Here is an 11,574-nt window from a genome sequence, read left to right on the forward strand (position 1 = left end):
TTCGCAGGTCGTCGCCGAGACCCGTCCCGGGGCACGTCCACGCGAAGTTTTTTTGCCGCGAGGAACCGCGACGGGCCACCCGTGTCTCGGCCCCTGTCGATTTCGGAGAGCCGTCATGCATCGCACCTCGCCCGTCCGTCCCGTCGTCCCGCACTACTTCGTTCCTCCGCAGCGCGCCCGCCTCGCGCGCCTGCTGCCCGCCGCGGTGACCCTCCTCGGCGCCTTACTCCCCGCCTGTACGCCCGATCCGACCATCGACGAGATCGTGAGCGAGGGCGGCTACTCGTCCAACCGGTTCCTCCGCGCGATCGCCAAGCCCGACGCGATCGAAGAGGAGGCCCCGCCCGAGGACTTCGAGAACAGCGAAGACGAGGCCGCCGGCGCCGGCCAGCGGCACAAGGGCGAGGAGGGCAAGATGGGCAGGCCCACCTCGAAGAGCAAGTCGGGCCTCTACGCGATGAAGGGCCCGAAGGACGCCATCCCGCAGATGGCCAGCGGCTTCGCCGGCCTCACGGGCACCGAGATCGGCGAGGCCTACGGCGTCGGCGGCCTCGGCCTCGTCGGCACCGGCCGCGGCGGCGGCGGCACCGGCGAGGGCACGATCGGCAACTCTTACGGCGCCGCCTATGCCATCGGCAACGACGACGCCGACGTGTGGGGCGGCCTCGGCCACGACAGCGCCGGCGGCCCGGGCGGCGACCGCTACGCCAAGGTGAAGGAGGCCGCGTGGACGCTGACCCACGCCGCGCCGCTGTCGACCTTCTCGATCGACGTCGACACCGCCAGCTACAGCAACGTCCGCCGGTTCCTCAGCGACAACTGGCTGCCGCCCGCGGACGCGGTGCGCGTCGAGGAGATGATCAACTACTTCGACTACGCCTACCCCGCGCCCGAGGGCGACCACCCGCTGGGCGTCGGCGCCGAGGTGGCGCCGTGCCCGTGGAAGAAGGGCCACCAGCTGGTGCGCGTGCACCTGCAGGCCAAGCGGATCGACACCGACCACGTGCCGGCGCGCAACCTCGTGTTCCTGGTCGACACCTCGGGCTCGATGAGCGACGACGACAAGCTCGGCCTGGTGAAGAAGGGCCTGTCGCTGCTCGCCGAGCAGCTGCGCCCGGAGGACCGGATCTCCCTCGTCACCTACGCCGGCGACACCCGCGTCGCCCTGCCGACCACGCCCGGCAGCGACAAGCAGACGATCCTTCGCGCCATCGATCGCCTCGGCGCCGGCGGCGGGACCAATGGCGGCGCCGGCATCGTCCTCGCCTACGCCGAGGCCCACAAGCACTTCGTCAAGGGCGGCATCAACCGGATCTTGCTGGCCACCGACGGCGACTTCAACGTCGGCCTCACCGACCACGACGACCTGATCAAGCTGATCGAGAAGGAGCGGCAGACGGGCGTGTTCTTGACGGTGCTCGGCGTCGGCCGCGGCAACTACAACGATCAGACGATGGAGCAGATCGCCGACCACGGCAACGGCAACTACGCCTACCTCGACTCCGAGAAGGAGGCGCGCAAGGTGCTGGTGGCCGAGGCCAGCGGCACGCTCGTCACCGTCGCCAAGGACGTCAAGCTGCAGGTCGAGTGGAACCCCAACCGGGTCGCCGGCTATCGCCTGCTCGGCTACGAGAACCGCACCCTGACCGCCGAGCAGTTCAACGACGACAAGAAGGACGCCGGCGAGCTCGGCGCGGGTGACAGCGTCACCGCGCTCTACGAGGTCGTGCCCGCCGGTCGGCCCGTGCCCGGGGCCGCGGTCGACAACCTCAAGTACCAGCGGCCCGCCGGCCCCGCCGACGCCGAGCTGCTGACGGTCAAGGTCCGCTACAAGCAGCCCGAGGGCGACAAGAGCACCAAGTTCGAGGCCCCCGTCCGAGAGGCCGGCGCGGACTGGGACGAGGCCTCGCCGCAGATGCGCCTCGCCGCCGCCGCCGCCGCCTTCGGCCTCAAGCTGCGCGGCTCGCCCAGCCTCGAGAAGTTCGACCTCGCCGCCGCCCGCTGGTGGGCCCAGTCGGCCGAGCTGCCCGACCCCGAGGGTCACCGCCGCGAGTTCGTCGAGCTGATCGACAAGGCCCGCAAGCTGATGACCCGCGAGACCGTCCACAGCCGCAGCGCCCTGCCTTGAGGACAGGTCCTCCAGGACAGAAACCTCGGGACAGGCCCTTCCGGGCATGTCCCGAGGTCGCGCTCACGGGTTGGCCGCCGCGTAGGCGTCGACCGCGGCGACGTGCCGCTGCTTGTCCTCGGCGCCGAGGAAGCTGGCGGTGAAGCTGTTCTTGGCCAGCGCGATCACCTGGTCGCGCGTCAGGCCGAGCTCGCGCACGCACGCGGCGTAGTTGTCGCCGATGTAGCCGCCGAAGTAGGCCGGGTCGTCGGAGTTGATGGTGACCACCAGGCCGCGCTCGATCAGCTGCTTGAGGTTGTGCTGGGCCAGGTGCGGGAACACCCGCAGCTTGATGTTCGACAGCGGGCACACCGTCAGCGGCACCCGCTCGCGCGCCAGCCGCTCGACCAGCGCGTCGTCCTCGAGGCAGCGCACGCCGTGGTCGATGCGCTGGGCCCCGAGCACGTCGAGCGCCTCGCGGATGTAGTCCGGCGGGCCCTCCTCGCCGGCGTGGGCGACCACCGGGAACTGCGCCTCGCGGGCCTCGGCGAACACCTCCCTGAACTTGCTGGGCGGGTTGCCCGACTCCGACGAGTCGAGCCCGACGCCGCCGATCCACGGGCGGAACGGCACCGCCTGGTGGAGCGCCTCGATGGCTGACTCTTCGGACAGGTGTCGCAAGAAGCAGAGGATCAGCTTCGACGTGATCCCGAGCCGCTTCTCGGCGTCCACCTGAGCCCCGTGGATCCCCGTCATCACCGTCTCGAACGGCACGTCGCGGCGCGTGTGCGTCTGCGGGTCGAAGAACAGCTCGACGTGGCGCACGTTGTCGCGCGCCGCCCGCTCGAAGTACGCCCAGGTCAGGTCGTAGAAGTCCTGGACGTGCTGCAGCACGTCGGCGCCCTTGTAATAGATGTCGAGGAAGCTCTGGAGGTTGTGGAAGTCGTACGCCTTGCGTAGCTCCTCGACCCCCATCCAGGGCAAGGCGATGCCGTTCCGGCGGGCCAGCGAGAACATCAATTCCGGCTCCAGGGTGCCTTCGATGTGCACGTGGAGCTCGGCCTTGGGGATGCCGCGGATGAATGTCTCGAGACGATCGGCCTGGGTCATCGGGGGCTCGGACCTTTTCAGCCCCTGCCGGGGCGTTGTGGAGTCAGGTGCCCCGCAGGGCACGCGCAGTCAAACTCTGTACTGGGATGTCACAGCAGGTGCCGGTGGCGACGCAAGTTCCTCGCGCGCCTGCCCGCACCGCAGCTTGAATTCGAGCCTCCCCAGGTGCTGCGCACGGAACCTGGTCCGCCCCGTCGAACCTCGTTCCGCCGCCGACCCGGCGATACCCCGGGAGGCGGCGTGGTTCGCTCGCCCAGGGGATCGCGCAGTCCTGCGGAGTCCGCGCGAACGCGCCGGGCCCGCCCTCATCCTCCGACCTCCGCAAGTCCCGCCCGGATGTCCGCGAGCGCGGCGTCGATGCGGTCGCGGTGGGTGCGGAACGACAACACGCAGATGCGCAGGACGAAGCCGCCGCGCACCACGGTGCCGGTCAAGTACACCCGACCTCGCCGGTTGATCGCCGCCAACCACCGCCGGTTGTGCGCGTCGAGCTCGGAGCCGGGGGCCGCGCCCGCAGGCACGTGGCGGAACGCCAGCAGCGACAGCTGCGGCGCGGCCACCAGCTCGACCCCCGGCAGCTCGCGCAGCGCCGCCGCGCACACCTCCGCCAGGTCCAGCTTCTCGTCGAGCGCCCGCGCGAACACCCGCGCCCCGAGCAGCTTGAGCGGCAACCACACCCGCAGCCCGCGAAAGTCGCGCGACAGCTCGGGCGACAGCTCGCAGTAGTCGACGAAGTCGGGGTCCTCCTGCATCGGCGGCAGGTACTCGGCCGGCGAGCCGTGAGCCCGCCGCAGCGCCGCCGGATCGCGGGCCAGGAGGCAACCTGTCCCATAGGGCAGGAACATGCCCTTGTGCGGATCGAGCGTGACCGAGTCGGCGCGCTCGATCCCCGCCAGCGCCGCCCGCCCGCGCGCGGTGAGGCAGAAGAACCCGCCGTACGCGGCGTCGACGTGCAGCCACAGGCCCTCGCGCGCCGCCAGATCGGCCAGCGCCGCCAGGTCGTCGACCGCCCCGGTGTTGGTGGTGCCCGCGTGCCCGACCACGAGGCACGGCCGCAAACCGCGGGCCCGATCACCCTCGATCGCCGCGGCCATCGCCGCCACGTCGACGCGGAAGTGTTCGTCCACCCCGATCTCGCGCACCTGATCACGGCGGAAACCGGCCAGCCGCGCCGCCCGCTGGACCGAGTGGTGCGCCTGCGCCGAGGTGTAGATCACGCCGTCGTCGAAGCGCTCGCCGAGGCGCTCGCTGCGGGCCGTGACCACCGCCGAGAACGTCGCCAGCGACCCGCCCGTGGTCAAAAACCCGCCGCTCCCGGCCGGCAGCCCGACGATCTCCGCCAGCCAGCGGACCGCGTTCGTCTCGAGCTGCACCAGCCCCGGCGCCGCCTGCCACACCCCGACGTAGCGATTGGTCGCGTCGGCGATCAGGTCGGCCACCGCCGCCAGGAACAGCCCGCCGCCGGGGACGTACGCCAGGTAGCCCGGGCCCGCGGTGTTGAAGCTGCACGGGACTGCCCGATCGAACAGGACCTCGAGGACATGCTCGAAAGGACTCCCGTGGTCCGGCAGCGCCTCGCGCAGCGACCGGGCCAGCGCCGCACCGCCCTCGACGTCACAGGCGGGCATCGCCGGCAGCGCCTCGATGTGCGCGCCGATCCGCTCCATCGCCGCGGCCACCAGCGCCCGCATCGCCGCCGCGTCGGGTTCGAGCTCGGGCGTGGGAGAGTCGGGCGGAGGCGTCGCGGACACGCCTCGGGCGTACGCCAAGCGCCGCGAAAACACCAGCCATGCGACGCACGAAACACGCCGCGGCCTGCGAGGACCCGCCCAGCGGCCGCAGAGCTCCGCGGATGCCACGCGGCCGACCGAGTCGCCGGCCCGCTCCCTGCAAGCGGCGAGACTGCTCGCGCGCCGCGATGGCGAGGTCTGTCCGCTCGGGCCTCAATCACATGCCTCTCGGGACATAACCCAAGAGACATCTTCATCGCCGGCGCCCGCTCACTCGAACACGGCGAGCGGCGCCCGCATCACCGCCTCCGCCCGCGGTCGAGCAGCGCCTCGCCCTCGTGCACGAGCCCATGACGAGCCCAACACGTACGACGCTGCACCCGCCTCGGCGCCGCCGCTCCCGCCGTCGCCGGAGCGGCCTGCTCCGCCCGCTTCAGCCCGGACTCACCCGCCAGCACCCAGCGAGGGGCACCGCGCCGGGCATGCTCTCTGTGAGATCCCCTACCACGGCCCTCCGGCGCGCGCGCCATCTTCCTCTATCCTTCGCCGGTGTCCGACCATCCCCCGCGGCGCGAAGTCGTGCACGGCGACGCAGTCGCCTGGCTCGCAGAGCGACCTGACCTCGAAGACAGCTCCGTGATCGCCACCATGCCGGACGTCAGCGAGCTCGGGGTCAGCCTGGAGCGCTGGCGCGAGTTCTTCCTCGGCGCGGCGCGGGCGGTCCTGCTCGCCGCGCCCCCCGACGGCCTCGCAATCTTCATTCAGACGGACAACAAGCTCGAGGGTCGCTGGGTGTCGAAGGCCGGCCTCGTGCTGCGCGTCGCCGACGAGCTCGACGTCCCGCTCCTCTTCCACAAGATCGTGTGCCGGCGCCCGCCCGGCAGCCTCATCCACGGCCGCCCCGGCTACTCGCACATCCTCGCGTTCTCTCGCCGCGCGCGCGACGACGCCGATCACCCGACGCCCGACGTCCTGCCCGACCTCGGCGCCATGCCGTGGAGCCACAGCATCGGCACGCGCGCCGCCGAGGCGGCCGTCACCGCCGTGCGCCGCCTGTCGCCCGCCACCACCCGGATCGTCGTCCCCTTCTGCGGCCTCGGCACGATCCTCGCAGTCGCCAACGCCCGGGGCTTCGACGCCGTCGGCATCGAGCGCAACCGCAAGCGAGCCGAAGCCGCCCGCACCTTCGAGCTCGAGCCCGAGCCCCCCGCAAAGTGAGATCGAGTCGACATGTCCCAAAGGACATGCTCTAACAGACGTGTCCTTTAGACATGTCAATCTACCACCGAGGCACCGCGAGGAGATGCCGTGGAGACATGTCCCCGAGGACAGCATCGCTGCCTCCAAGACCAGCGCCAACCGGGCGCCGCGCGGGCCCTCTAGCGTCGACGCGATGACGGAAGCCGCGACCACATGTCCCTGAGGACAGCCCCCGGCACCCGAGCACCCACCGAGGCAACCTGTCCTCGCGGCCAGCCGCCGCCTCACTCGGGATCGCGGAACACCGGCGTGCGCCGGCCGAGCACGGCCTGGACCGCTTCCAGCTGGTTCTCGCTGCCGAGCAGGGGCAGTTGCAGGTCTGTCTCGCGGCGGAACGCCGCCGCAGTGTCGAGCTCGGGCGCCTCGTTGCACAGCGCCTTGGCCGCGCGGATCGCCTGCGGCGACTGCCCCACGATCGTGCGCGCCAGCTCGCGGGCGACACCCAGCGGATCCGCCTCGACGCGGGTGACGAGGCCGAGGCGCGCCGCCTCCTCGCCGGTCACCGTGCGGGCGGTGTAGATCAGCTCGCGGGCGATGTCGGGCCGGACCAGCCGCAGCAGCGTCTTCGACACGCTCATGTCGGGGATGAGGCCGTAGCGCAGCTCCATCACCGCGAGCTGGGCGTCGGGCGCGGCGATCCGCAGGTCGCAGGCGAGCGCGAGCTGAAGACCCCCGCCGACCGCGGCCCCGTGGATCGCGGCGATCACCGGGACGGGCACTTCGGACCAGATCCAACACGCCAGCTGAGCCAGGTTGGCGGGCGAGCCGGCGTCGCGGGCGAGCAGCTTCTGCCCGATCTCCGGCGCCGCCAGAAAAGCGCCCCAGTCGAGGCCGGCGCAGAACGCCTTGCCCTCGCCGTGCAACACCACCACGCGCACTCTCGGGTCGGCGGCGACCTGGCGACCGGCGGCGACCAGCGCCTCGAACATCGGCAGGTCGAGGCCGTTGCGCTTGTCGGGGCGGTTGAGGCGGACTTCGGCGACTCCGGCGTCGACGGAGACGATCACGCGCGGCGGGCTCTCGCTCATGGGCGCGAGTGTAACCGATCCGCGCGGCCTCACGCGGACGGGCGCGCGAGCCAGCGGAACACGATCACGTGGCCCGCGAGGGCGGGCCCGACGCAGAACGGGACGATCCACCCGTGAGGGAAGTGGAACGCGAGCAGCACCGCCGGCTCCTTCGTGAAGTAGCGGAACGGCACCGGCGACGACAGCACCGCGATGGTGGCGACATTGACGAGCAAGGCGGTACCGAGCAGGTTGAAGGCCCACACGAGCGGCCGCGACGGCCCGCGCCGCCACAGCCACAGCCCGGCGATCACCGCGGCGATGCCGGTGAGGATGTCGAGGTTGCAGGCCTCGTAGGTCATCTGGATCGGCAGGGTCCCCTGGCGATACCAGCTGTGCAGCACCAGCTCGAGCGGCAGGCGAAACGCGTGAAAGCCGACCAGCGCGGCGATCGGCACGCCGGCCGCGAGACGGCCCCCGGGCCGCGTCGCCGCGAACACCAACGCGACCGCCAGCGACCCGGTGAAGAAGAACAGCGCCCGCGGCGGCAGGGTGTCGGCCGCGAGCACCCCGGACCACGACACGAGCCCGGTGATCGCCAGCCACCCGAGCGCGCCCGCGGCGGTCCCGATCGTCCAGCGCCGCACCTGCGCCGCGGGCTCGCCCATTCGCTGCCCCGCCCGCGCGGTGGCGAGGATCAGCATGCCGACGACGGCAGCGACGATGACGACGAAGGCGGCGGTGCTGGCCGCGGAGGGCATGATCATCGGCGGGGCAGGCACTGGCGGCTCCTTTGACGAGAGTATCAGCGAGTAGAGCGCTCGCTATGCACAATGAGACGCGTGACCGAGCGTCGCGGCTATCAGGCCGTGCGACATCGGCCTGGCCTTTCGGACATATCACTCGAATCCCGCGCTGTCTCGCGCCGAAGATGCTGTCTCTTCGGACATGTCGCTAACCCTCGGGCCGCTTCGCCCTCGCTCCGCAGTCCGCAAACCTGTCCCTTCGGACACTCGTCTCCCGATCGCCGGCATCCCGCGCCTCGCCCGCGGCCAGGCAGCCGGGCCCGCCGGCGCACCGGCGAGAGCCCCGCGCCCCCCGCGCAAAACCGCCCCTCCCTGCCCTCGCCGGCGCTTTCCCCGACGAACCCGGCCCGGTTCGCCCCGGCGGCCCCGCGAGGTATCGTCTTCGATGAATCATGCCGGCCGTCCGAGTCCACGACGCCCAGCCCGACGACGACCTGTTCGCCTACCTCGCGCGCACCGGCGGCGACGCGGCGCGGCGCGGCGCCCTGATCGGGGCCGCCAACGAGTTCAAGGAGGGTGACGCCGCGCTCGGCCTCGCCGCCGCCGACCTGGCCTCGCGGACAGCCGCGCGCCGGCTCCTCGCCCACACTTCGGTCGGTCGCCTCGCCGCCGCCCCGCTGTTCCGCGACGCCCTGTATGACGCCCTCCAGGCCGCCCTCGACCCGCGCGCCGCGGCCCACGTCGCCACCTGGTCTTTGGGACATCTCAAAAATTTCGTCCTGACCGCCGACGAGGCCGAGGTGTCCCAGCTCCTCCCGGGCCTCGCCAGCGACGTCGTCGCCTGCCTGGTCAAGATCATGAGCGACGCCGAGCTCGTGGCCCTCGGTTCGCGGCTGTTCCACCCGCTGCCCGGCAGCCGGCTCGGCGCGCGCGGCTACCTGGGCGCGCGGATCCAGCCCAACAGCCCGACCGATCACCCCGACGACATCCGCTGGCAGGTCCTGGCCGGCTGGTCGTACGCCGTGGGCGACGTCGTCCTCGGCACCAACCCCGTGTCCTCCGACCCGCGCTCCGTGGCCGCCGTCGAGGCTGCCCTCTGGGACATCCTCGTCGGCTTCGGCCTGCAGGACACCCTCCCGCACTGCGTCCTCGCCCACATCGACGTCCAGGCCGAGGTCGAGCGGCTCGCGCCCGGCACCACCGGGATCTGGTTCCAGAGCATCGCCGGCTCCGACGCCGCCAACGCCACCTTCGGCCTCGACCTCGCCGGGCTGCGCCGCCACGCCCGCGGCCGCACCGGTCGCTGGGGCCTGTACTTCGAGACAGGTCAGGGCGCCGACTTCACCAACGGCCACGGCCGCGGCGTCGACATGGTCGTGCACGAGGCGCGCAAGTACGGCCTCGCGCGCCTGCTCAAGGCCGACATCGCCGACGCTCGCCGCCGCCTCGGCCTCGACCCGGCGCCGTGGGTCCACGTCAACGACGTCGCCGGCTTCATCGGCCCCGAGGTGTTCCGCACCCGCGAGCAGCTGGTGCGCTGCTGCCTCGAGGACATCGCCATGGCCAAGCTGCACGGCCTGATGATCGGCCTCGACGTGTGCGCCACCCTGCACATGGACATCGGCCTCGACGACCTCGACTGGTGCCTCGATCGGATCGCTCCGGCCTGCCCGGGCTACCTCATGGCCCTGCCGACCAAGAACGACCCGATGCTCGGCTACCTCACCACCGCCTTCCAGGACCACGTGCGCCTGCGCGAGCGGTTCGGCACCCGCGTCGACGATCGCATGTGGGCGTTCTTCCGCGAGCGCCTCGGCGTGGTCGACGAGCGCGGGCGGCCGACCGCGCGCTTCGGCGATCCGGTGTGGGTCTACGTGCAGTGGTGCCGCGCCCGCGGCGACGCGCGCCCGCTCGACCTCGTCGCCGGCGAGGGCCGGGCCGCGCTGGCGGCCGTGCGCGCCCGCGGCGTGGCGATCGGCGAGGGCCACGGCGATCGTCCGTGGGACCTCCCGCCCGCCCTCGACGCCGAGGTCCGCTCGCAGTGCGCCGACGCCAAGGAGAGCCTGCGCGCCGAGTGGCGGCCCGAGTTCGTGGCCAAGATCCCCGGCGCCCGCCGCCTCCGCACCCGCGCCGGCGACCGCGACGAGTACATCCTGCACCCGCCCACCGGCGAGGCGCTGAGCCCCGCCGCGCTCGCCGAGCTCCATGGCCTGAGGGACAGCTACGCCGGCCGCTTCGATGTCGTCCTGGTCGTGTCCGACGGCCTCAACGCCCACGCGGTGATGGACGACCACCACCTGTTCCCCTTCCTCGACGTCCTCGTCCCCGACCTGCGCGCCGCCGGCCTCGCCCTCGCGCCCGACGTGTTCGTGCTCGCGGGCGGCCGCGTCCGCGCCGGCTATGCGGTCGGCGCCGCCCTGTTCGCCGACCTGCCCGGCCCGGGCCGCCTGATCCACGTCATCGGCGAGCGCCCCGGCACCTTGCACCACGCCTTCTCGGTCTACCTCACCGCGGCCGACGGCGCCGCCTGGGCCGTCCCGCGGGCCATCGACCACCACATCACCCGCGTGATCTCCGGCGTCGCCGACACCGCCTACCCGCCCGAGCGAGCCGCGCGCGAGGCCGTCGCCATGCTTCAGGACATGTCCCCAAAAACATGTCCTTGAGCCCATGGCGCTCGGGACATGTCCTGTCGGCCCTCAAAGGCCGAGCAGGGGCACCCCGAGCATCACGAACAGCATCGACGCCGTCAGGAGCAGCAGCAACACCGCCTTGATGACGAACACCAGGCACAGCGCCCGCAGCCCGCGGACCAGCGCGGCGACGGTGCCGGCGCGCGCGACCTGGAAGAACACGACGCCGCCGACGAGCAAGCCGAGACCCAGCGCGACCTCGACGGCGGCGTAGACGGCGGCCCCGACCACCGGCCACGCCAGCACCACCTGCAACACCGGCAAGACGTCGGCCAGCGCGTCGACGCCGACCCACAGCTCGAGCAGGCCGATCGGCAGCATCAGGAGGCCGCAGCTGCGGATCGTCGCTCGCTGCGCGGCGGTGAAGGGGATCGTCCGTGCCTCGCTCATACCGCCTCCGTCACAGCAACCCCCGCACCACCGGCCACAGCGCCAGGACCAGCTCGACGACGAACACCGCGCGCAGCCGGCGGAACGCCGACGCCAGGTACTCCTGGTCGTCCTCGTCGGAGCCCGCGACCTTGCCGATCGCCTCGCCCGCCTCGCGCAGCAGCATCCCCTGCCACACCGGCAAGCCGACGTAGACCAGGCCGAGCACCGAGACGATCACGAGCTCGATCGGATGCCGGGCCAGGACCAGCACCAGCAACGCGAGCACCACGCCGATCCCGCCCAGGAGCATCTGCAGCAGCCCGACCAGCCCCATGGCCCCGGCCAGTCGCACCAGGCTGCGCTCCTCGGCCTCGTCGAACTCGACGCGCGCCACCCCGACCGGCTCGTCGGCATCGTCCATCACGCCCACGCTAACGCGCCGCGGACCGTCAGGCAACGACCGCCCACGCGCCCGCATACGTTGTTCGATCCGCGTTCGACGGGACCGCCCCGCCGCCGCTCGCCCCTGCGAAGCTCGTCCCCGCGCCG

General features: G+C 72.2%; 9 protein-coding genes. 3 read left to right on the plus strand and 6 right to left on the minus strand.

Translation table 11 applies throughout. From position 1 onward, the window contains the following. Positions 1-115: 115 nt before the first annotated feature. Positions 116-2,128: a VWA domain-containing protein gene (locus tag OV090_RS35745; protein ID WP_267709189.1), complete on the plus strand. Its 2,013-nt coding sequence runs from the start codon at positions 116-118 to the stop codon at positions 2,126-2,128. 63 nt (positions 2,129-2,191) lie between these two features. Here OV090_RS35745 and OV090_RS35750 read toward each other — a convergent pair whose 3' ends face one another. Next, the gene (locus OV090_RS35750) at positions 2,192-3,217 is read right to left on the minus strand and encodes an adenosine deaminase (RefSeq protein ID WP_267709190.1); all 1,026 of its coding nucleotides are present in this window, start codon (positions 3,215-3,217) and stop codon (positions 2,192-2,194) included. Between the two features lie 305 nt (positions 3,218-3,522). Continuing rightward, positions 3,523-4,968, minus strand: a complete 1,446-nt coding sequence (locus tag OV090_RS35755; protein ID WP_267709191.1) for an aminotransferase class I/II-fold pyridoxal phosphate-dependent enzyme — start codon at positions 4,966-4,968, stop codon at positions 3,523-3,525. A gap of 528 nt (positions 4,969-5,496) precedes the next feature. On the opposite strand from OV090_RS35755, the gene OV090_RS35760 reads away from it, so the two are divergent. Next, entirely contained in the window at positions 5,497-6,165 is a 669-nt protein-coding gene (locus tag OV090_RS35760; protein ID WP_267709192.1) for an SAM-dependent methyltransferase, read from the plus strand. A 266-nt stretch (positions 6,166-6,431) separates the two neighbouring features. On the opposite strand, the gene OV090_RS35765 is transcribed toward OV090_RS35760, so the two are convergent. Both OV090_RS35765 and OV090_RS35770 read right to left on the minus strand, forming a co-directional pair. Continuing rightward, complete coding sequence (locus OV090_RS35765) at positions 6,432-7,235, minus strand: crotonase/enoyl-CoA hydratase family protein (protein ID WP_267709193.1); 804 nt, start codon at positions 7,233-7,235, stop codon at positions 6,432-6,434. Positions 7,236-7,264: 29 nt separating this feature from the next. After that, complete coding sequence (locus tag OV090_RS35770; protein WP_267709194.1) at positions 7,265-7,996, minus strand: hypothetical protein; 732 nt, start codon at positions 7,994-7,996, stop codon at positions 7,265-7,267. A 416-nt stretch (positions 7,997-8,412) separates the two neighbouring features. Here OV090_RS35770 and eutB point away from each other — a divergent pair, with 416 nt between their 5' ends. Beyond that, the gene (eutB, locus tag OV090_RS35775) at positions 8,413-10,626 is read left to right on the plus strand and encodes an ethanolamine ammonia-lyase subunit EutB (RefSeq protein WP_267709195.1); all 2,214 of its coding nucleotides are present in this window, start codon (positions 8,413-8,415) and stop codon (positions 10,624-10,626) included. A gap of 33 nt (positions 10,627-10,659) precedes the next feature. On the opposite strand, the gene OV090_RS35780 is transcribed toward eutB, so the two are convergent. Together OV090_RS35780 and OV090_RS35785 are read right to left on the minus strand one after the other, a co-directional pair. Then, positions 10,660-11,043 carry a hypothetical protein gene (locus OV090_RS35780; protein WP_267709196.1) on the minus strand — a complete coding sequence of 128 codons (384 nt, stop codon included), beginning with the start codon at positions 11,041-11,043 and terminating at the stop codon, positions 10,660-10,662. A gap of 10 nt (positions 11,044-11,053) precedes the next feature. Then, on the minus strand, positions 11,054-11,446 hold the full coding sequence (locus tag OV090_RS35785) for a hypothetical protein (RefSeq protein WP_267709197.1): 393 nt from the start codon (positions 11,444-11,446) through the stop codon (positions 11,054-11,056). Positions 11,447-11,574 lie beyond the last annotated feature (128 nt).

Origin of the sequence: Nannocystis sp. RBIL2, assembly GCF_026626745.1 — a bacterium.
GTDB lineage: Bacteria > Myxococcota_A > Polyangia > Nannocystales > Nannocystaceae > Nannocystis.

Coding starts and splice junctions, on each gene's coding strand:
- OV090_RS35745 (WP_267709189.1), top strand. CDS start 116: ATGCATCGCACCTCGCCCGTCCGTCCCGTCGTCCCGCACTACTTCGTT.
- OV090_RS35750 (WP_267709190.1), bottom strand. CDS start 3,217: ATGACCCAGGCCGATCGTCTCGAGACATTCATCCGCGGCATCCCCAAG.
- OV090_RS35765 (WP_267709193.1), bottom strand. CDS start 7,235: ATGAGCGAGAGCCCGCCGCGCGTGATCGTCTCCGTCGACGCCGGAGTC.
- eutB (WP_267709195.1), top strand. CDS start 8,413: ATGCCGGCCGTCCGAGTCCACGACGCCCAGCCCGACGACGACCTGTTC.
- OV090_RS35780 (WP_267709196.1), bottom strand. CDS start 11,043: ATGAGCGAGGCACGGACGATCCCCTTCACCGCCGCGCAGCGAGCGACG.
- OV090_RS35785 (WP_267709197.1), bottom strand. CDS start 11,446: ATGGACGATGCCGACGAGCCGGTCGGGGTGGCGCGCGTCGAGTTCGAC.